Genomic DNA, 20,577 nt, shown 5'->3' with positions numbered 1-20,577 from the left:
AAATATGTGTATAATGAAAACGTAGCCATTAGTTTGGCAGTATGTACAGATAAGATTTCTGGAGGAAAGCAATGAAATTAAGCGAACGACAAGAACAAGTGATTCAAGTAGTAAAGCAGCATCAACCATTAAGTGGGGAAAAAATTTCTGAATTATTAGAGGTTTCAAGAGCGACCTTACGTTCAGATTTGTCTTTTTTAACATTAGCGGGTATTTTAGAAGCAACACCAAAAGTTGGTTATACGTATACGGGATCAGATTTAGAAGCCTTTTTCTTTTTTAAAACATTTAAGACAACAGTCGGTGAAATAATGATTCCACCGCTAATGATTACAATGGACACCTCGATTAGAGATGCGATTACGACATTATTCATGTATGATGTCGGTTCACTGTATGTGATGGATGATAACAAAGAATTGGTGGGTGTTTTATCACGTAAAGATTTACTACGAGCATCACTGAATAAAAACATTGATGATACACCAGTTGCACTTTGTATGACACGAGTGCCGCATATCAAAACGTGTACAAAAGAGTTGGATATTCTCGCAGCAGCAAGTCTCATTCAAGATTTTGAAGTAGATTCGTTACCAGTCGTTGATGAGGAAAACCCTAAAAAGGTGATTGGGAAGATCACGAAGTCACGACTATTAAATTATATTACTCAGCAAGCACGATCAGCAGAAACCAACAGATAGGAGAGTTTTTTATGAAAAAAGAAGTTCTTGTTTATACAATTTCAGATTCTTTAGGTGAAACGTCTCAAAAGCTATTAGCAGCGGTTAGTGCACAGTATCCGACGTTAACCTTTGACAATAGTTATCGTTTTCCTTTTGTCAGTCAAGAAGAAGAGCTATTAGAAATTTTGAGAGATGCGTTGAAAGATGATGCGATAGTGATAAGCACGTTGGTCAATGCTGAATTAGCGAGTAAAGCAAAAGCATTCAGTACAAAGAACGGCCTACAATATTTAGATTTAATGGCTCCATTTTTTGAGTTAGTGCAAGATAAAACGGGGGAACGTCCGATTGAGCAACCGGGGTTAGTTCATAAATTGGATCAAACGTATTTTAATAAAATAGAAGCGATTGAATTTGCTGTGAAATATGATGATGGTAAACACCCACAAGGTTTTGTTGAAGCCGATATTGTGATATTAGGTGTTTCTCGCACTTCAAAAACGCCACTAAGTATGTATTTAGCAAATAAAGATTACAAAGTGGCCAATTTACCGTTAATACCAGAAGTTCCCATACCTCAAAGTTTGTCTGAAGTATCATCGAAGCGAATAATTGGTTTGATTTGTTCAGCCGATAATTTGATGAAGATTAGAAATAGTCGCTTAGATTCTTTAGGGTTGAATAGCACGAGTAGTTACACTAATTTAGAAAAAATTCAGGCAGAATTAGCCTATTCACAACAAATATTTAAAGATTATGGGGCGTATGTGATTGATGTGAGCGATAAGTCTGTTGAAGAGACAGCGCATTTGATTGAAGAATATTTACGAAGTGTTGATAAATAAGAAATAATGATACGTCAGATAACACGCCTTTCGTTTTGAATAGACGTGTTATTTGGTTTATTTGATGGGATAAATAAAGTCAGCATCGCCATTCTTTGATTCTTTTGAGTTTTCCTTGTATAATAAGGATGATTTTTATAGAGAATAAGCGTATTTAAACGTAGCAATAGATAAGAATGGAGAGCAAATCATGAGTCAAAATTTTTGGGCGGATTTACCGAAGCCTTTTTTTGTTTTAGCACCAATGGAAGATGTAACTGACGTCGTGTTTCGTCATGTCGTTAAAGAAGCTGGCGCACCGGATGTCTTTTTTACAGAATTTACTAATTCAGATAGTTACTGTCACCCAGATGGTAGAGAAAGTGTTCGTGGTCGTTTAGTTTTTGAAGAAGATGAACAGCCGATGGTAGCACATATTTGGGGAGATAAGCCAGAATTTTTCCGTGAGATGAGTATTGGAATGGCTGAAATGGGCTTTAAAGGGATTGATATTAATATGGGATGTCCAGTGCCTAATGTTGCCGAACGTGGTAAAGGTAGTGGGTTAATTTTACGTCCTGAAGTCGCAGCAGAATTAATTGAAGCTGCTAAAGCAGGTGGATTACCGGTAAGTGTGAAGACGCGCGTCGGTTTTACTGAACTTGCCGAGATGAAGGATTGGTTAACACATATTTTAAAACAAGATATTGCGAATTTATCAATTCATTTGCGCACTCGTGAAGAGATGAGTAAAGTCCCGGCGCATTGGGATTTAATTCCTGAAGTATTAGCTATTCGTGATCAAGTTGCTCCGCAAACAAAGATTACGATTAATGGGGACATTCTGGACCGTCAAATGGGCTTAGAATTGGTTGAAAAATATGGAGTTGATGGGATTATGATTGGCCGTGGTATTTTTAAGAATCCTTATGCGTTTGAAAAAGAGCCAAAAGATCATAGCTCAGAAGAATTACTTGGTTTGTTGCGCTTGCAACTTGATTTACAAGATAAATATGCCGAGCAAGTGCCTCGTTCAATTGTCGGGTTACACCGTTTCTTCAAGATTTATGTCAAAGGCTTCCCAGGAGCAAGCGACTTACGTGTGAAGTTGATGAATACGAAATCAACTGATGAAGTTAGAGCGTTGTTGGATGAGTTTAAGTTGGATAAAGAGGATACATTAGCTGAATAGCGAGTGTTATAGTAAAAATAATGAGATAGATTAAAAAATAATTATAGTATCAACTGGTTTGTTAGTGTCTATCGACCATTTAGTTATAGATGGGCTACTAAAAAAACAGTAATAGGCTCTATATTATAACAAAGAGAGTAGGGAACTGATGGTGGTTTCCTACTCTTTTTGTATATTTTATTATGATGTTTTGTTCACTATTTAATCATGTGTTGTTTAAATAGTACATAAAATATATTGATAGATATGTTATTATATATTCTTTGAACAGTAGTTTATTTATTGTTTTGCACTAGTGTAAGTGCAACTGTTTGGTGTTGAATAATGTGTGTAAGCGTTTAATAATAGAGGTATAAGGAAGGGAAATAAATGAACAAACTATTAACAGAAAGAGAAAAATTGATTCTTAATTATTTATTAGGTATAAGAAATAAAATAACTACTCAGGAATTAGCAAAAGAATTTGATATTAGCGTCCGTACGGTGAAATATAATTTGGCTAATATTAAAGAATGGTTAGGCGAAAGAAATATTGAACTGTTTTCAAAAAGAGGGCAAGGAATATGGTTGGAACTCTTAGATTCTCAAAAACTAATATTAAAGAATGAGTTAGTAGATAATTTAGAAACGATTGCAATATCTCAAGAAAAAAGAATCAATCATATCATGTTTGAATTAATAAGTGCTACGCAAGCTGTTTCTAGCGAGTCAATTGCGAATAAACTACAATTAGCACAGAATACAATTCTAAATGATATAAAAAAAATTGAATTGCTATTAGAACAATTTAATTTAACTTTAGTAAGAGTATCTGGCAAAGGTTTTTCAGTTGAGGGAACAGAGCATACGAAACGTTTTGTTTCGGAGATGATTGTTCAAAAAGAGCTCTCGGAATTTGATATTTATCGTATTATGACAGAATTGATTAAGAAAAATGATATTAATCTTCTAAATGGCTTCTTTAATATCAATACATCGTATCAACGGATTTTTCTAGTAGCGATAGATTGCTTAAGTAAAGCAATGAAACAATCGGATAATCAGACATTAGATTATTCTGAGCTATTATCGTTGACTATTAGAGGATCTGTTTCAATGTTTCGACTATTAACATTGAATCCAATAGGAACTTATAAAATTATCTCAAATAGTAAGAAAAAAAATATTTCTAAAGAAGTAGCCTATAATTTTGTACATGAAATGGTGGATTATCTTGAACTGCCATTACTTCAAGATGAGTATGATTATATCAAAAGTGATTATCATAAAGAAAGCTTGTCCTATAATTTTCATCAACTAACAGAAGGGTTGATTGACGGTGTAGAAAAAGAACTACAATTCCCGTTTAGCCATGATCAATTATTATTTAATAATTTAATGGCACATTTAGCTTTGAGATTCTCAAAGAATAATTTATATGTGAATGAATACAACCCTTTTGTAGAAGATATAAAAGAAGAATATACAGAAGTATATAAAGCTGTACTACATGTTACTAATAAATTAATAAAAGATTATGCCATCATAATAAATGATTCTTTTGTTTCATTTTTATCCTTACATTTTATTGCTTCCTTAGAACGCTATAAACAACGTAAAAAAATAAAAATAGTATATGTATGTTCTACAGGGGTTGGGGTAACGAGCTTATTACAACAAAAAGTAGAAGAAGAAATTGCAAATGTAGAAGTAGTATCGTTTGCATCGGTATTGAACATTCAAGAAGAGATAGAAAATAAAACCCCTGATCTAATTATTTCAATATTCACTTTAAAAGACGTTCAAATTCCATGGATTAAAGTGAATCCTATTCCTTCAAAAAAAGATATTAGAAACATTCAAGAAATGGTAAATGAGATTCTAGACAATCAGATTGAAACAAAACAATATGATGAAATAAATATCGTATCAGATTTTTCAGGTTTTGAACAATCGGATGAGATAAGTCGAGACTTGATTGTTAAGGGATATTTAGTTTACCAAGAATTGAAGGAGGCAATAGGAGATGAATTAATAGAAGGCTATGAGGATGCGTTTTTACTTCACGTTTTATTGTTAGTTCATCGTATTACGTTTGATACACAATATATGACTCAATCAAATACAGATCAGGAATTATTTACTAGCAAAAAAGCGACTATCATAAAAATAGAAAAAGTTTTTTCAGAGCAAGAATTACCGATTAATTTATCAGAAATTATCGCCATTTTACAATACGTGGCATAAAGGAGTGCAATTATGGAGTTATCTTATGAGGATAAAAAAATAATAGAAAAAAATAATAATCATGCGGAACTCTACCCATTGTTAGAGATGGTAGAAGAATGGTTATCTGTTCATGGTATTAATCAAACAGATATTCAACGAACAGTGATGATTAATCATTTAAATGAAATGGTCAACCGATCAAAAAAATCAGAGAAAATTCAAGCGGTTGACAAAGAGTTATTTAATGAAGTTTCAGAAGAGGCAATGGCTATTTCAAAATGCTTAGTTGATACTGTAGGAAATTTAGAAGAAGATGAACAATATGTACTATCAATTCATTTTGAAACAGCTAAAAATAATTAAACACATAAAATAGGAGGAATTTAGTATGGTTAAAGTAGTAATTGCAGACAGAATGGGTAAAGGTCAAAATGTAGCAAAAGGTGTTGAACAAGCAGGCGGTGTGGCGATTGTTGTTCCTGGCATGGGGGCAGATATGAAGCTAGGAGATGTTATGAATCAAGAAAATGCTGATTTAGGTATTTCTTTCTGTGGAAGTGGCGGTGCAGGAGCATTAACCGCAGCAACAAAGTATGGATATTCTGAAAGACATGGTATGCGTTCGATTGAAGAAGGTGTAACCGCTATTAAAGATGGGAAAAAAGTCTTAGGATTTGGTTTTATGGATCAAGAAGAATTAGGTAAGCGATTGACAGAAGAATTTATGAAGTTAAATAAATAAAAAGGAGCTTGTGTATAATGGGACTTGCGAAAGTTGAGGTACGTAAAGTGATGGTTGAAGGTAAAGGTGAAAATAAGACGGCAGCTTTTGCAAGTGCCTTATCATCCATTCAAACTAAGCTAATAAAAGGATCAGATGATGTGATATTAAAGTTATCACCGATTGATATTGAAGTTATTAGTGCAAAACATGAAGTGAGCAAAGAAAAATTTATGTTTTTCTTCTTTCCTAGAGAAAAACATCACTATGAAGTGTCGTTGAGAGTAACCGTGGAGCAGACATATGTGCCAATAGCGGATGTTGCATTTGATGACTATCAGGAAAGTAATTATATAAAAAATATGGTTGGATAAAGGTTGTTAAATAAAGGAGGCAGATGGAATGCTTATAATTTTATTGAAATCAGTTATTATTGGTGGTTTGTTAGGTTTTTCAGCAGGTGTAGGAGCTGCTAGAATGTATCATGCGCCGAAGTCACAAGGACTTGGGGCGTTTAGAACACTTGGCGAAATGAATGCATGTGAAGGAGATGCTGCGGCACATTTTTCTTTTGGTTTAGGTTTCTTCTTTAATGCATGGGCATCAGTAGTAGGAGCGGGAGCTTTTACACAAGATATTGAACATCGAATCATCCCTAACTGGGCGGCGGCAGCATTATTAATCAAAAATAAAAATGTAGAAGAAACTATTCATAATCCTAAAAAAATGGGGATAGTATCAGCAATTATTGGAGCAGTTGTTGTAGCTTTTTTAAATACAACAGCAGCCGCGATTCCAGAATCATTACAAGTCGTAGCAGTATCTGTATTGGTACCTGCAGCTACAATTTTAATTAACACCGTAATGCCAGTATTATTTTGGTTAGCGGCAATTGATGCAGGTAAACGATCAGGGTTCTGGGCAACTTTATTTGGTGGATTAGCTCAATTAGTTATGGGAAATGCAGTTCCTGGTGTGGTATTAGGTATTTTAATTGGTAAAGGTGTAGACGAAAGTGGCTGGAATAGAATTACTAAGAGTATTTTAGTTGCTATTATTTTATTATTTATCTTTAGTGGCTTTTTCCGTGGATTTGATATTAGCTTAATTGAAAGCTTTAAACTTGAAGTGCCAAATTGGTTAGATAGCCTACACAACGTATTTACTATTGAATAGGAGGGATTAAGATGGAAAACAATAACATTGAAATTAAAGAGAATAGTTTTTGGTTAGCTGATTGGGGATTTCCTATTATCGTTGGATTAATGGGGGCAGCTGTTTTTGCGGGAACACATATGTATATTGTTCATGGGGTAGGTGCTTTTAATGAAGTATCTATTGTAGCTATGTTAAAAGCGGGATTAGATGGTGGTTCTTATGGGGCTGCAGCAGCATTTGGTGCTAGTTTCTTATTTGCTCGTATTTTAGAAGGTTCGTTAGTAGGTATTCTAGATATTGGAGGATCTATTTTAACGGGTGTGGGGATTGGGATTCCTGCGATACTACTTTCATTAAATATCACACAACCAACAGATAACTTCGCATTAGCTTTACTTGTAGGTGCTCTTTGTGGTCTAGCAATCGGCGGAATTATTATATTCATCAGAAAATTAACTATTAACCAATCAAGCTCAACTTTTGGGGCAGATATTATGATGGGGGCAGGAAATGCTTCAGGTAGATTCTTAGGTCCTTTAATTGTATTAAGCGCATGTGCAGCTTCTATACCAGTAGGGATCGGTTCTTTGATTGGTGCGTTAATCTTTTATGCTTGGAAAAAACCAATTGCTGGAGGGGCTATTATTGGTGCAATGATTTTCGGTGCATTTTTCCCAATCGTTGCAAGCGTTTAGTCGTTCCTCAGTGGGTGAAAAGGGACAGGAGGAAGCGTCATGTTAGATTTATTGATAAAAAATGGTCAAGATATTAAAGGCAATCCCATTGAAATAGGGATTAAAGACGGCTTAATTGAATGTATAGATAAGACTATTGATGAAGAAGCTATACAAATAATAGAGCTTTCGTCAGGCCAATATATTTCACCAGGGTGGATTGATAGTCATGTTCATTGTTATGAAAAGATGACGTTATATTATGATTTTCCAGATGAAATAGGCTATAAAAAAGGTGTTACTACAGTTATTGACGCAGGTTCTACAGGTGAAAATAATATCAAAGAATTTTATGAATTATCAAAAAAATCAAAGACTAATATCTATGCTTTAATGAATATTTCTAAAGATGGTATTGTAACACAAGATGAATTAGCTGATTTAAGTAAAATAGATGAATCAGTGAATTTGGAAAGAATTAAAGAACTTCCTGATTTTATTATAGGGATAAAAGCACGTATGAGTAAGACAGTAGTAGGTTCTAATGATATTATTCCACTAAAAATGGCCAAGTCATTACAAAAAGCAGCGAATGATATTACATTGATGGTACATATTGGCTCTGCACCACCAGAATTAGAAGATATATTAAACCTATTGGAAAAAGGAGATATCGTAACGCACTGCTATAACGGTAAATTAAACGGTATCTTGAATGCATCAAATGAAATAAAACCATATGTTTGGGAAGCATATAATCGAGGTGTTTTATTTGATATTGGTCATGGGACAGACAGTTTTAATTTTAATGTTGGTAAACAAGCCATTGAGAATGGTTTGATTTGTAAGACAATTAGCACAGATATTTATCATCGTAACAGGGAAAATGGTCCGGTGTATGATTTAGCCACTACACTAGAAAAAGCATTGTCTATTGGCATACCATTTGAAGAAGTTATTAAAATGGTGACAAGTCATCCTGCTGAAATTTTCAATTTATCTAATAAAGGACGCTTAGAAAAAGGAATGGACGCAGATCTGACTGTATTTGACATGATAGAAGAGGAAAAAATTATCGTAGATTCAAATGGTAATGAAGCAATAGTTAGACATCAAATAATTCCTAATAAAACGGTTGTAGCAGGAGAATTATTTGATTTATAGGAGGAGTTTCGATGGACGTTTTTGAAAAATATAATTTAAATCGTGTCATTAATGCAAGTGGCAAAATGACAATATTAGGTGTTTCTAAAGTAAGTGACGGCGTAGTGTTGGATCAAAAAATAGGTGGGCAGTCATTTTTTGAAATGTCAGATTTAATAGAAAAAACAGGCGCTTATATTGCAGAGAAGTTAGGTACGGAAAATGCTACGATTGTTTCATCCGCCAGTGCAGGGATAGCGCAAAGTATTGCCGCCTTGATTGGAGAAGGGGATCATTACCATCTGATGCATCCATATTCTGATAAGTTTACTAAAAGAGAAATCATTTTACCAAAAGGTCATAACGTTAACTACGGTACGAGCGTTGAATTAATGATTCAACAAGGTGGTGGCGTCGTTGTAGAAGCCGGATATGCTAATGAATGTCATCCAGAACAAGTGGAGATGTTAATTAATGAAAAAACGGCTGCGTTATTTTACGTAAAAAGTCATCATACAGTCCAAAAAAGTATGCTGAGTATTGAAGAAATGGTGTCAATTGCCAAAAAGCATCAGCTACCTTTAGTTCTAGATGCTGCAGCAGAAGAAGATTTAGTCAAGTACTATCAACAAGGTGTTGATTTGGCTATTTATAGTGGAGGAAAAGCTATTGAAGGACCAAGTTCAGGGTTGGTGATAGGAAAAGACCCCTATATTGGCTGGATTCAACTTCAAAGTAAAGGGTTAGGCCGCTCAATGAAAATCGGAAAAGAAAATATTTTAGGCTTAACAAGAGCCATTGAAGAATATTTGACGTATGGTTCAGAAAGTGGTCAATCGATGATTGAACGTTTAGAACCGTTCATTGAACAATTAAATGCTATAGATGATGTAGTCGCTACAATTGTTCAAGATGGTGCAGGTCGAGATATTTATCGTGCTAAAGTGGACTTGAATAATCTTGAATTCTCAGCCTTTGACATGATTGCAGCGTTAAAAAAAGGCTCTCCATCAGTTTATACACGAGAGTATCAAGCCAATAACGGTATTATTGAATTTGATATTCGCTCAGTAAATAAAGATGAAATGGATGAGATTGTTAAGAAATTTAATCATATAATTGAGGAGAATAAATAATGAACAAACAACCAAAATTTTACCAAGATAGAGTGTGTTTAAATGTTTTAGCTAATTCTGTAGAGAATGCAAAAGAATGTTATGAAGCAGCAGATGGACATGTTGTATTAGGCGTGTTATCAAAAAATTATGCAACAGATCAGGCAGCTATTGAGGATATGAAACGTTATCAAGAAGCAACAGACAATGCGTTATCAGTTGGGTTAGGCGCTGGTGATCCTAATCAAAGTCAAATGGTTACTCGTTTATCAGAAGTATTACAGCCACAACATGTTAACCAAGTATTTACTGGTGTGGGTGGTTCAAGAGCTGTTTTGAAGCAAGAAGAGACGTTTATTAATGGTTTAGTATCGCCAACTGGGAAAGTGGGCTATGTTAATATTGCAACAGGCCCATTATCTTCAGGTATGCCAGCTTTGGAAGTGCCTGTTGAAACGGCTATTGCTTTATTAAAAGATATGGGTGGCTCATCGATTAAATATTTCCCAATGAAAGGTTTAGCACATATTGAGGAGTATAAAGTAGTTGCAAAAGCTTGCGCAGATAATGATTTTGCTTTAGAACCAACTGGTGGAATTGATTTAGAAAACTATGAAGAAATTCTACAAATCGCGTTAGATGCGGGTGTTGAAAAATTTATTCCGCATATTTACAGTTCAATCATTGATTCTGAGACAGGTGATACACGTCCTGAAGATGTGAAGAAGTTGTATGAAATGACTCAATCATTAATAAATAATAAATAGAAAATAAAGCTGACATCGCTCAATATGTCAGCTTTATTTTTGATTGAAGCAATAGGAGGGATACAAGTGATTTCTAAAATAATTAATGCAGAGATTGTAGAAGAGGGAATTCAGGGTTCTGAAATTCTTATTAGAGATGGTTATATTGTCAGTGAATTAGAGAGTGACGAAATAGTTGATAACATAATAGATGCTCAGGGTCATTATGTGTCTTCAGGGTTTATAGATAGTCATGTTCATGTCTTCGAACATATGGCGTTGAATGGGATTAATGCAGATGATATAGGAATTAGGATGGGAGTAACCGATGTTATTGATGCGGGTAGTACAGGAAGCAGTGATTTTTATGAGTTTAATAAAGTAATTGAAACTAGTCAGACGAATGTTCATGCGTTAATCAATATTGCCAAAAAGGGCTTAGTGGCTAATTTACATGAATTGAGGGATATGAATGATTTATCGGATAGAGAGGAAATAGAAGAGACGATAGCACAATATCCTAATAAAATTATTGGAATTAAAGTCCGGTTAAGTGCTTCTGTTGTGGGAGATAATGGTGTGGCACCATTAGTTGAAGCGATAAAAATTGCAAGTTCCCTAGAATTGCCTATTATGGTACATATTGGTAATCCACCACCCTATTTACCTGATGTATTCCCATTGCTACGTTCAGGAGATATTGTGACACATGCCTTTCATGGAAAAAAAGATAATACTATTTTGACTAAAGAGGGCGACTTGATAGCTGAGGCAAAGTCTGCAATCGATAGAGGCGTATTATTTGATGTAGGGCACGGTAGTGCAAGTTTTGGCTTTGAGGTATTTGGTCGTTTTATTCAGAAGTATGGACAGTATGATTTCAGTACAAGTACTGATTTACATGTGAGAAATGTCGATGGCCCCGTTTATTCGTTAATGATTACTTTATCTAAGTTATATTCTTATAATATTCCATTGAACTCTCTGCTTAAAACGGTCACTAGCATACCTAGTAAAGTTTTTAATATGAAAAATAAAGGCAGTTTATTACCAGGTAACAAAGCAGATATAACTATTTTTTCAATAGACAAACATAGTATTACCTTACAGGATAGTTTAGGTGTTGAACGTGAGTTATTTTATTTGTTTAATGCACAAAAAACCATAATCAATGGAGAAGTTGTTTGGGAAAATAATGGATGATTATAGGTAACTAAAATTTATAGACTAATATAGAGAAAACCCGCTAAGAGAATATTTTCTTAGCGGGTTTTTCTTAAATTATTTCGTCAAAAAATCAAATAACGATAGTTCAACAGGTTCTTCTAAGTGTAACAACATTTTCACTAATGATTTTGTTTCGCCTTCTGATGTGGCCCGGGTGACTTGTTCGATTGAGTTAACATCTGGCTTAACTTTTCCTAGATAGTAGAAGTCAGAACCATGGTCATCGGCTTTTTTGATAAAGAAGTGGATATTAGATGTTTGTCCATGTTCTTTTAAATAACGGACTTCAGGACTATTTATCGTACGAGGGGCTTTCGTAAACCACTGGACTGTTTGGTTATCAACGAAGCCATCTTCATAAGCAACGAGCGAGCCTCGGAAGTCATCACCTTTTTCAAGTGTGACAAAAATAATAAAATCAGTCTCATTATAGACATATCCACCGATGTTTTGGTTTACCATTTGTTTATCCCAATTTAATAATCGTAAAGTATCACGTCGACGATATTTTTGGTACAACGTAAAAGGAATAGTGGTAATCCGTGTCTGATAATTGACAATGGCTACTTTAAGAAGATCGTTCAAGTGTGCGAGAAAATAAGGATTGTTCATCACTTGCTTAAAAGTGGGTGTTACTTGAGCGTTCAAATCAATAATAGCAGCCGGCTCAAATCGTTTTTTGTCACCACCTGTATAAAAATTGAGTGATAAAGTATTTAAAGTAGCGTTTATTGTGTTTATATCATGATTAAGCTCATTAGTTTTAAAAAGTTCTATCAGTTCTTCGGTTGTGTAACTCATTGTTTGATGTTTCAGGATATCTTGGATGACAATTAGTTCATTTAATCGCAAGCCTAATAGTAATTCATCAGAGACAAAATTTAAGTAAGTTTCTTCTAGAGCAGAAAGTCTAGGAATGTCTTCTTTCATTTTCTTTAAGAATTGGTAATAATTTTTTTCTTTTGTTGCGATAACGATGGGATCGACGAGGTTATGTTGATGAAAATCCCATAAAGTTGGAATCCGATTTAGTCGTTTTTTTAGTGTTTGATAGGGTTGGCGTAACATAGCTAGGCTATCGATTTTTACTTTATCAATCGATTCAAAAATTCGTTCTTTCGCAATGTGTTCGAAGTTTATCACAGATAAACCTGAAATATAGTGGGTATCATAAGTGTCTTTTCTTAAATTGTTTTTATTTAATGACGTATCACCCGACAAGGCCATCGGAATTAAATAATTATTTTGGTAATTACCGATAAAATCGATGATTGTTACATAATCTTTATCGGGATATTTTCGAAGACCACGTCCTAATTGTTGGATAAAGATAATGTTTGATAGGGTGTTTCTAAGCATGATGACCTGGTTAATCATAGGGATATCAATGCCCTCATTAAAAATATCAACGGTAAAAATATAGTGTAAGTCGCCCTGTTCTAATTCAGCTATCACACGTTCTCGTTCGCTTATAGAGTGTTGTCCTGATAGATAGGCTGAAGGAATATTTCGTTTATTAAATAATACGGCTAATTCTTCGGATTCTTTAACAGAAGAACAGAAGATAAGTCCTTTTGGTTGGTTATTGCTACAGCCATAATACTTGATTTTTTCTAATAAAAAATCGACCCGTTCATCGGCAATTAAATAGTTGAAGTCAACACTCTCATGTATTGTTAGGCCATCTTTTTCATAATCGGTTACACCAAAGTAATGGAAAGGGCAGAGCATGTTTTCTTCTAAAGCATCTTGCAGGCGAATTTCATAAGCAATATTGTAATCAAATAATTCAAAAATATTTACATGGTCAGTTCGTTCTGGTGTAGCTGTCATACCTAATAAGAAGTTAGGTTTAAAGTAGTCTAAGGTAGTTAAATATGACTGAGCGCCTGCTCTATGAACTTCATCAATTAAAATATAATCAAAGTAATCTTCAGAAAAAAGTTGTTGGTTCTCAGGTTTTGAAATGGCTTGAATCGTTGCAAAGAGATAGGTGGCGTTTGTTTCTCGTAAGTTACCTGAAAAGATACCATAGTCGTCATCTGGTCCACCAATAATTCGCTGGAAAGATTCTTTTGCTTTATGAAGAATTTGTTCTCTATGGACGATAAAAAGCATTTTTTTCGGTTTGTAATGAAGGACATCAAAAGCAGCTAAGAATGTTTTACCAGTTCCTGTTGCCGAAATAATTAAGCCTTTATGATGACCTTCTTGGCGTAGTTGTTGTAAATTTTCAAGGGCCTGTCGTTGCATGTTATTAGGTGCGATGTAAGTCGTTTGATGTTCAGTGATAGTTTCTACGAACTCGTTTGGTTCAAAGATAGGCCGTACATAGTTAGCAGCGTAAGCATCAATCCATTGTGGTGATAATAGTGTGGCTGCTTGCCATTCTGCTTCCATATGATGCTTTATTTGGTGGATAATTTCTCCATGTTCATAGGACGTTAACTTAACATTCCATTCATAGTTTAACTTTAGGGCACTTAACGTTAAGTTAGAACTGCCGATAATTAATGAATGAGAAGTTCCCTTATCAAACAAATAACCTTTGGCATGAAACCCTTTTTTATCTGAAAGTCTAACCTCTAAGTTAGGAATATTTAGTAAATCTTCAAAAACTTTCGGTTGGTTAAACGATAGGTAAGTGGACGTCAATAGTCGCCCGTGTCGTCCCTGATTATTTAAATCCGCTAACTGTGCTTTAATAGCATCTAATCCATCTTTTGTTATAAAAGCAATGGAGAAAAAGAAATCTTCGCAATGGTTTAATTCATTTTGTAGTGTATTTAATAGAAAAGTATGATTAACCGGTTGATTAATAATGACTTCAGGATCATAGGAAGATCCGGGAATTGTCTTGTCGATAAAAGCCTTTTTTAGCGAGCGTTCTAAAATTTCCATATAACACATCCTTTAAAAGTGATTAATCAAGAGCTAATTTTTTTACCGCGGGAATATCAGCTGGGGCCCAGTTTAACGTTTCTAATTCATTGCGTTTCAACCACTTAATCGCCGCGTGCTCTGTCAATTGAGGCGTTCCGTTAATTAACTGACAAATAAATGTTGTTAATGTAACAATACCAAAATCATATTCGTAAGTCGTTGTTTCGAAGATATCTGGAGATACCTCTACATTGATTAATAATTCTTCGTTTAGTTCTCTTTTTAACGCCATTTGCGGCGTTTCACCTTCTTCAATCTTACCTCCTGGGAATTCCCACATTAGGCTAAGCGACATATTTTCGCTACGCTGAGCACAGAGTATTTTACCATCGTTCATTAAAATAGCGCCGACCACATTGATTTGTTTTTTCATAATAATTACGTCCTTCATAGAGTGATATAGTTATTGTATCAAATCTTTGTATGTAATAACTATTTTTCTCGTGTTGTTTTATATTTTGTGAAGCTATAAACCCCTTTTCCTTTATTCCTGCTTTCAAAATCTGTATAATATATTTAAGGTCAAATATAGTCAAAAGTTGGTGAGAGAAATGAATAATCAGAATATGTCAGATTTGATCGAAGCGTATTTAAAAACAATTTTGCAAGAAGAAGAAGTTGTAGAAATTCGTCGAGTTGAGATGGCTTCACAGTTTAGTTGTGTTCCTTCACAGATTAATTATGTCATTAAAACGCGTTTTACATTGGCACAAGGTTATATGGTTGAAAGTAAGCGTGGTGGCGGTGGCTATATTCGAATACAAAGGGTACAATTAGGGCATAATGAAGACTATTTGTGCTATATAAGTGATTTAATTGAAGAAAGATTAACTTATAGTGAAGCAAACGCTGTGATTGAACAACTTTTTCAGCAAAACTTATTAACGAAAAGTGAAACACAATTATTGTTATCAATCATCAGTTATGAAGTTATCGGCAAGCACAATGAACAGGAAGACTATATTAGAAGTAATATAATCAAAGCCGTCATTGATCGCTTACGTTATGAAGAAAAGGGGTAATAGTATGCTAGAATTGACAGAAAAAGCGCGCCGAGTATTAGTGATTGCGCAAGAAGAAGCCAAACGTTTCCGCCATCAATCCGTAGGTTCAGAACATTTATTACTAGGTTTAGTAATCGAACAAGAAGGCGTTGCAGGCTCGATATTAAGAAGTTATGACATTCAAGTAGAAGATGTAAAAAGAGAAATTGACTCATTAACAGGCTTTAATACAAGTCGATATGGAAAAGTTGTGGATTATTTACCATACTCTCCAAGAACAAGCCAAATTATAACCTTTGCGCAAGATGAAGCGGTAAGATTGCGTTCGCCTAAAGTGGGGACAGAGCACATCTTATTAGGGATTTTACGTGATGAAGAGATATTAGCCTCACGTATATTGCGTAATTTTGGCATGGATTTAGCCAAAACACGCCAAACAGTTTTAAAAAAGATTGGTGCAATGGAAAGTAAAGGATTAAAAGGAAAACGATCAGGTGGTATGAGCGAGCAAACTCTAGATTCTAAAACGCCAACATTGGACGCATTAGCGCGTGATTTAACCGCACTAGCAAGAGAAGGGATGCTTGACCCTGTCTTAGGTCGTGAAAAAGAAGTGAAGCGACTAATCCAAATTTTAAGTCGACGTACGAAAAATAACCCTGTTTTGGTAGGGGAACCCGGTGTAGGTAAAACAGCTATTGCTGAAGGACTTGCCCAAAAGATTATTAATGGTGAAGTACCTGAAGATATGCAAATGAAACGTTTGATGATGCTTGATATGGGCGCGGTAGTGGCAGGAACAAAATACCGTGGTGAATTTGAAGAACGTATGAAGCAATTGGTGACAGAAATTTATGCTGATGGCAATGTGATTTTATTTATCGATGAATTACATACGTTAATTGGTGCGGGTGGAGCAGAAGGTGCTATTGATGCCTCTAATATTTTAAAACCAGCCTTAGCACGTGGTGAAATTCAAACAATTGGGGCAACTACTCTAGAAGAATATCAAAAATATATCGAAAAAGATTCAGCTTTTGAACGACGTTTTGCAAAAATCCAAGTAGATGAGCCAACGCCTGAAGAAGCCTTAGAAATATTAAAAGGAATTCGTTCTAAGTATGAAGAACATCATCAAGTCGCTATTACAGACGAAGCGTTAGAAGAAGCGGTTAATTTATCGGTCCGCTATATTAGTGGTCGTCAGTTACCTGATAAAGCGATTGATTTAATCGACGAAAGTGCTGCAAAAGTCCGCTTAAATACTACGGCCAAAGTTACACCACTTGTTAAAGCTATCAATAAATTAGCGAGTATTCGTGAAGCTAAAGACGGCGCTATTTTAGAGCAAAATTTTGAAGAAGCTTCTAAACTTCGCAAACAAGAAAAGCGTCAAGAAGAAAAAATCGCTAAACTACAAGAAGAACAAGCTAATAAGGTAAATCAGTATCAAAAATCAGTTTCAGCGCTAGATATTGAGGAAGTTATTTCTCAATGGACAGGTATTCCGTTACAACAGCTAGAGAAAAAAGAAAGCGAACGTTTATTAGGTCTTGAACAAGAATTACACAAACGTGTTGTAGGACAAGATGAAGCAGTAGTTGCTGTATCAAAGGCTATTCGACGTGCGCGTAGTGGTTTGAAAGATCCAAAACGTCCAATTGGTTCGTTCATGTTCTTAGGACCAACAGGTGTAGGTAAGACGGAATTAGCAAAAGCCTTGGCAGATGCTATGTTTGGAACAGAAGATGCTTTAATTCGTGTCGATATGTCAGAATTTATGGAGAAACATTCAACAAGTCGTTTGATTGGTTCACCTCCTGGCTATGTGGGATATGATGAAGGTGGTCAATTAACAGAAAAAATCCGTCAAAAACCTTATTCAGTAATTTTATTTGACGAAGTAGAAAAAGCACATCCGGATATATTTAATGTCTTACTACAAGTGTTAGATGACGGTCACTTAACAGATACGAAAGGTCGTAAAGTCGATTTCCGTAATACGATTATTATTATGACGTCCAATATTGGTGCAACAGCCTTGAAAGAAGAAAAATCAGTTGGATTCAATGCGGCAGATTTAAGTAAAGACCATCAAGCCATGTCAGGACGTATGATGGAAGAGTTGAAAAAAGCTTTCCGACCAGAATTTATTAACCGTATAGATGAAACGATTGTCTTCCGTTCGTTAAACAAAAAAGAATTAAGACAGATTGTGAAAATTATGTCACAATCACTTGTGACACGATTATCAGAACAAACTATTCAATTGAAATTTACTGCAACAGCTTTAGATTTGGTTGGTGAAGCAGGGTTTGACCCAGAGTACGGTGCGCGACCATTAAAACGTGCCTTACAAACAAAGGTTGAAGACCGCTTGAGTGAAGAACTCTTAGCAGGTAAGATTGCGATGGGAGATAAGGTAACCGTTGGTGCAAGTAAAGGTGAAATCACTATTTCGGTTAAAGATAAAGAAGCATTAAAAGAGAAAGTTAAAACAAAATAATCTTACTTCACAAAGATTAACTGTATTATAACAGGAAACGCCATAAGTAAAACTTGTGGCGTTTTTTTGTATGTGAAAAAAGCAACTATATTTATTGTTTCTTATGTGATAATATTATCATGATTGTAAACAAAGGAGTGTTATTATGAAAATCCATTTAACAGCAACAGTTGAATCATTGGAACAGGCTAAGCGATTGTTGGAAGCTGACGTTGATACGTTATATTTTGGTGGTGGAACGTACGGATTACGTTTACCACATGATTTTTCTTTGGAAGAGCAACGGTATTTAGTTGAGTTGGCACATGAATATGGTAAACGTGCGGTCATTGCAGTAAATGCTATTATGCATCCTGAAAAAATGTTGGGTATTAAGGATTATTTGAATTTTTTATCAGATATTAAGGTTGATGCGATCACAGTCGGGGATACGGGTGTGATTCATGTTTTACGTCGTGACGGCTACGAAATCCCTTATATTTATGATGGTCATACGATGGTTACGAGTGCGCGTCAAATGAACTTTTGGGCGAAGCGTGGTGCGATTGGCTCGATTGTCGCACGTGAAGTTCCTTATTTAGAATTATGTGAAATGAAAGATAAACTTATGGGCTTTGGTGAAATTTTAGTTTACGGAGCGTCATGCATTCATCAATCTAAGCGACCATTAGTCGAGAATTATTTGAATTTTGTAGAAACACCTGAACAAGATAAGTCAAAGGAAAGTCATTTGTATTTGTCAGAACCTCGTAAAGGTGGTACGCACTATTCTATTTATGAAGACGAACATGGCACGCATATTTTTGCAAACAACGATGTGAACTTAATGGCACAATTAGATGCATTAGCAGCGATAGATTTTTGTGAGTGGAAATTAGAAGGCATTTATACACCAGGAGAAACATTTGTAGCTATCGTGAAGTTATTTGTAGAAGCTAGAGACTTGTTGGTTAAAGGCGAGTGGACAGTTGAAAAAGGGTTTGAACTAAATGAAAAGGTGAAGGCACTACATCCTGAAGAGCGTGATTTAGACAATGGCTTCTTCTTGATGAGTCCTGAAGAGGTGAAATAAAAAATGACAACAAAAAAAGAATTGAAGCGTCCTGAAGTGTTGGCACCTGCAGGAACATTAGAAAAATTAAAAGTAGCAATTCATTATGGCGCAGATGCGGTCTATATTGGCGGGAATGCGTATGGGTTACGTAGTCGAGCAGGAAATTTTAGCTATGAAGAAATGCAAGAAGGTGTGGCGTTTGCTAAAGAACATGGTGCAAAAGTATATGTGGCGGCGAATATGGTGACGCACGAACACGATGAAGAAGGAGCAGGCGAGTTTTTCCGTGAATTACGTGATGTGGGAATTAGTGCGGTTATCGTATCAGATCCCGCGTTAATTGAAATTTGTGCGACTGAAGCACCAGGCCTGCCGATCCATTTATCTACGCAAGCTTCAGCAACTAACTTTGAAACACTAGAGTTTTGGAAAGAAGAAGGCTTGGAACGAGTGGTATTGGCGCGTGAAGTATCAATGGAAGAAGTGAAAACGATTCGTGAAAATACCGATGTAGAAATTGAAGCGTTTATTCATGGCGCAATGTGTATTTCTTATTCAGGTCGTTGTACATTATCTAATCATATGTCTAAGCGTGATGCGAACCGTGGTGGTTGTTGTCAGTCTTGTCGTTGGAAATATGACTTGTATGAGATGCCATTTGCTAATCAAAAACGATCACTAGTTGCGCGTACCAAATCAGAAGAGCCATTTTCAATGAGTGCGGTAGATATGTCAATGATTGAACATATTCCTGAATTAATTCAAAATGGTGTTGATAGTTTTAAAATCGAAGGACGTATGAAATCTATTCATTATGTGTCAACGGTCGCAAATGTTTATAAGGCAGCGGTTAATAGTTACATGGAAGATCCGGATAATTATGTTTGCAAACAAGAATGGGTCGATGAATTATGGAAAGTAGCCCAACGCGAGTTAGCAACAGGTTTCTACTACAAGACGCCTGGAGAAGATGAGCAATTATTTGGGGAACGTCGTAAGATACCGGCTTATAGTTTTATCGGAGAAGTGATGGCTTACGATGAAAAAACAAAAATGGCAACCGTTCGCCAACGTAATGTCTTTAGCGTGGGTGATGAAGTAGAATTTTATGGACCAGGATTCCATCATTTTGAACAAACAATTGATGAGATGTGGAATGAAGAAGGTGTTGCGATTGATCGTGCGCCAAATCCAATGGAACTACTAACGATTCCTGTGGCTCAACCGGTAAAAGTTGGCGATATGATGCGTAAAAAGAAATAAATAATCATTAATTCTAATTTATAATTATTCTAAATTAGAAATCCCTCATTAATAGACCGTTTTCAATACGATTTGTTTCCCAAATGCGGAAATTCTTTGTATAATGTAGAGATGAT

19 protein-coding genes are annotated in these 20,577 nt (G+C 35.3%); 17 read left to right on the top strand and 2 right to left on the bottom strand.

Translation table 11 applies throughout. From position 1 onward, the window contains the following. Nucleotides 1–71 precede the first annotated feature (71 nt). From E4Z98_RS08760 to E4Z98_RS08700, 13 genes are all read left to right on the top strand, one after another. Nucleotides 72–701 (top strand): helix-turn-helix transcriptional regulator, encoded by a 630-nt coding sequence (locus E4Z98_RS08760; protein ID WP_135255153.1) that lies wholly within the window; start codon nt 72–74, stop codon nt 699–701. An 11-nt stretch (nt 702–712) separates the two neighbouring features. Then, nucleotides 713–1,528: a pyruvate, water dikinase regulatory protein gene (locus E4Z98_RS08755; protein ID WP_135255154.1), complete on the top strand. Its 816-nt coding sequence runs from the start codon at nt 713–715 to the stop codon at nt 1,526–1,528. A 190-nt stretch (nt 1,529–1,718) separates the two neighbouring features. Then, complete coding sequence (locus tag E4Z98_RS08750) at nt 1,719–2,699, top strand: tRNA dihydrouridine synthase (protein ID WP_135255155.1); 981 nt, start codon at nt 1,719–1,721, stop codon at nt 2,697–2,699. A gap of 369 nt (nt 2,700–3,068) precedes the next feature. After that, nucleotides 3,069–4,925 (top strand): BglG family transcription antiterminator, encoded by a 1,857-nt coding sequence (locus E4Z98_RS08745; protein ID WP_135255156.1) that lies wholly within the window; start codon nt 3,069–3,071, stop codon nt 4,923–4,925. A 12-nt stretch (nt 4,926–4,937) separates the two neighbouring features. After that, nucleotides 4,938–5,270, top strand: a complete 333-nt coding sequence (locus E4Z98_RS08740) for a PRD domain-containing protein (RefSeq protein WP_135255157.1) — start codon at nt 4,938–4,940, stop codon at nt 5,268–5,270. A gap of 25 nt (nt 5,271–5,295) precedes the next feature. Next, nucleotides 5,296–5,649, top strand: a complete 354-nt coding sequence (locus E4Z98_RS08735) for a glycine-rich SFCGS family protein (RefSeq protein ID WP_135255158.1) — start codon at nt 5,296–5,298, stop codon at nt 5,647–5,649. A 17-nt stretch (nt 5,650–5,666) separates the two neighbouring features. Continuing rightward, a complete protein-coding gene (locus E4Z98_RS08730; RefSeq protein ID WP_135255159.1) occupies nt 5,667–6,002 on the top strand; it encodes a DUF4312 family protein in 336 nt (111 codons plus the stop codon). A 28-nt stretch (nt 6,003–6,030) separates the two neighbouring features. Next, nucleotides 6,031–6,804 (top strand): DUF4311 domain-containing protein, encoded by a 774-nt coding sequence (locus E4Z98_RS08725; RefSeq protein WP_135255160.1) that lies wholly within the window; start codon nt 6,031–6,033, stop codon nt 6,802–6,804. A gap of 11 nt (nt 6,805–6,815) precedes the next feature. After that, nucleotides 6,816–7,481: a DUF4310 family protein gene (locus tag E4Z98_RS08720; RefSeq protein WP_135255161.1), complete on the top strand. Its 666-nt coding sequence runs from the start codon at nt 6,816–6,818 to the stop codon at nt 7,479–7,481. A gap of 39 nt (nt 7,482–7,520) precedes the next feature. Continuing rightward, nucleotides 7,521–8,624, top strand: a complete 1,104-nt coding sequence (locus E4Z98_RS08715) for an amidohydrolase/deacetylase family metallohydrolase (RefSeq protein WP_135255162.1) — start codon at nt 7,521–7,523, stop codon at nt 8,622–8,624. Between the two features lie 11 nt (nt 8,625–8,635). Further along, the gene (locus tag E4Z98_RS08710; protein ID WP_135255163.1) at nt 8,636–9,739 is read left to right on the top strand and encodes a DgaE family pyridoxal phosphate-dependent ammonia lyase; all 1,104 of its coding nucleotides are present in this window, start codon (nt 8,636–8,638) and stop codon (nt 9,737–9,739) included. Further along, nucleotides 9,739–10,485 (top strand): 2-dehydro-3-deoxy-phosphogluconate aldolase, encoded by a 747-nt coding sequence (dagF, locus tag E4Z98_RS08705; protein WP_135255164.1) that lies wholly within the window; start codon nt 9,739–9,741, stop codon nt 10,483–10,485. The genes E4Z98_RS08710 and dagF overlap by 1 nt, the downstream gene beginning before the upstream one ends. A gap of 66 nt (nt 10,486–10,551) precedes the next feature. Continuing rightward, entirely contained in the window at nt 10,552–11,667 is a 1,116-nt protein-coding gene (locus tag E4Z98_RS08700; RefSeq protein ID WP_167790971.1) for an amidohydrolase/deacetylase family metallohydrolase, read from the top strand. Nucleotides 11,668–11,745: 78 nt separating this feature from the next. On the opposite strand, the gene E4Z98_RS08695 is transcribed toward E4Z98_RS08700, so the two are convergent. Together E4Z98_RS08695 and E4Z98_RS08690 are read right to left on the bottom strand one after the other, a co-directional pair. After that, complete coding sequence (locus tag E4Z98_RS08695) at nt 11,746–14,592, bottom strand: DEAD/DEAH box helicase (RefSeq protein WP_135255166.1); 2,847 nt, start codon at nt 14,590–14,592, stop codon at nt 11,746–11,748. Nucleotides 14,593–14,614: 22 nt separating this feature from the next. Next, on the bottom strand, nt 14,615–15,007 hold the full coding sequence (locus tag E4Z98_RS08690) for a (deoxy)nucleoside triphosphate pyrophosphohydrolase (protein ID WP_209316323.1): 393 nt from the start codon (nt 15,005–15,007) through the stop codon (nt 14,615–14,617). 178 nt (nt 15,008–15,185) lie between these two features. On the opposite strand from E4Z98_RS08690, the gene E4Z98_RS08685 reads away from it, so the two are divergent. The 4 genes from E4Z98_RS08685 to E4Z98_RS10130 all read left to right on the top strand — a co-directional run bounded on the left by E4Z98_RS08685 (nt 15,186) and on the right by E4Z98_RS10130 (nt 20,461). Next, nucleotides 15,186–15,656: a CtsR family transcriptional regulator gene (locus tag E4Z98_RS08685; RefSeq protein WP_135255167.1), complete on the top strand. Its 471-nt coding sequence runs from the start codon at nt 15,186–15,188 to the stop codon at nt 15,654–15,656. Nucleotides 15,657–15,660: 4 nt separating this feature from the next. Beyond that, entirely contained in the window at nt 15,661–18,144 is a 2,484-nt protein-coding gene (locus E4Z98_RS08680) for an ATP-dependent Clp protease ATP-binding subunit (protein ID WP_135255168.1), read from the top strand. 145 nt (nt 18,145–18,289) lie between these two features. Further along, nucleotides 18,290–19,216, top strand: a complete 927-nt coding sequence (locus tag E4Z98_RS10135) for a peptidase U32 family protein (RefSeq protein WP_135255169.1) — start codon at nt 18,290–18,292, stop codon at nt 19,214–19,216. Between the two features lie 3 nt (nt 19,217–19,219). Next, nucleotides 19,220–20,461, top strand: coding sequence for a peptidase U32 family protein (locus E4Z98_RS10130; protein ID WP_135255170.1), 1,242 nt, complete (start codon nt 19,220–19,222; stop codon nt 20,459–20,461). Nucleotides 20,462–20,577: the final 116 nt, after the last annotated feature.

Source organism: Vagococcus xieshaowenii, from assembly GCF_004792515.1.
GTDB classification, from domain to species: Bacteria; Bacillota; Bacilli; order Lactobacillales; family Vagococcaceae; genus Vagococcus_A; species Vagococcus_A xieshaowenii.
Note: the sequence above shows the minus strand (reverse complement) of the source record. Positions and strands in the feature narration are given on the sequence as shown.

What these genes read in the sequence shown, in the direction of transcription:
- E4Z98_RS08680 (WP_135255168.1), top strand. Translation starts at nt 15,661, where the DNA reads ATGCTAGAATTGACAGAAAAAGCGCGCCGAGTATTAGTGATTGCGCAA.
- E4Z98_RS08720 (WP_135255161.1), top strand. Translation starts at nt 6,816, where the DNA reads ATGGAAAACAATAACATTGAAATTAAAGAGAATAGTTTTTGGTTAGCT.
- E4Z98_RS10135 (WP_135255169.1), top strand. Translation starts at nt 18,290, where the DNA reads ATGAAAATCCATTTAACAGCAACAGTTGAATCATTGGAACAGGCTAAG.
- E4Z98_RS08730 (WP_135255159.1), top strand. Translation starts at nt 5,667, where the DNA reads ATGGGACTTGCGAAAGTTGAGGTACGTAAAGTGATGGTTGAAGGTAAA.
- E4Z98_RS08710 (WP_135255163.1), top strand. Translation starts at nt 8,636, where the DNA reads ATGGACGTTTTTGAAAAATATAATTTAAATCGTGTCATTAATGCAAGT.
- E4Z98_RS08690 (WP_209316323.1), bottom strand. Translation starts at nt 15,007, where the DNA reads ATGAAAAAACAAATCAATGTGGTCGGCGCTATTTTAATGAACGATGGT.
- E4Z98_RS08685 (WP_135255167.1), top strand. Translation starts at nt 15,186, where the DNA reads ATGAATAATCAGAATATGTCAGATTTGATCGAAGCGTATTTAAAAACA.
- E4Z98_RS08725 (WP_135255160.1), top strand. Translation starts at nt 6,031, where the DNA reads ATGCTTATAATTTTATTGAAATCAGTTATTATTGGTGGTTTGTTAGGT.
- E4Z98_RS08760 (WP_135255153.1), top strand. Translation starts at nt 72, where the DNA reads ATGAAATTAAGCGAACGACAAGAACAAGTGATTCAAGTAGTAAAGCAG.
- E4Z98_RS08740 (WP_135255157.1), top strand. Translation starts at nt 4,938, where the DNA reads ATGGAGTTATCTTATGAGGATAAAAAAATAATAGAAAAAAATAATAAT.
- E4Z98_RS08745 (WP_135255156.1), top strand. Translation starts at nt 3,069, where the DNA reads ATGAACAAACTATTAACAGAAAGAGAAAAATTGATTCTTAATTATTTA.
- E4Z98_RS08715 (WP_135255162.1), top strand. Translation starts at nt 7,521, where the DNA reads ATGTTAGATTTATTGATAAAAAATGGTCAAGATATTAAAGGCAATCCC.
- E4Z98_RS08735 (WP_135255158.1), top strand. Translation starts at nt 5,296, where the DNA reads ATGGTTAAAGTAGTAATTGCAGACAGAATGGGTAAAGGTCAAAATGTA.
- dagF (WP_135255164.1), top strand. Translation starts at nt 9,739, where the DNA reads ATGAACAAACAACCAAAATTTTACCAAGATAGAGTGTGTTTAAATGTT.
- E4Z98_RS08755 (WP_135255154.1), top strand. Translation starts at nt 713, where the DNA reads ATGAAAAAAGAAGTTCTTGTTTATACAATTTCAGATTCTTTAGGTGAA.
- E4Z98_RS08750 (WP_135255155.1), top strand. Translation starts at nt 1,719, where the DNA reads ATGAGTCAAAATTTTTGGGCGGATTTACCGAAGCCTTTTTTTGTTTTA.
- E4Z98_RS08695 (WP_135255166.1), bottom strand. Translation starts at nt 14,592, where the DNA reads ATGGAAATTTTAGAACGCTCGCTAAAAAAGGCTTTTATCGACAAGACA.
- E4Z98_RS10130 (WP_135255170.1), top strand. Translation starts at nt 19,220, where the DNA reads ATGACAACAAAAAAAGAATTGAAGCGTCCTGAAGTGTTGGCACCTGCA.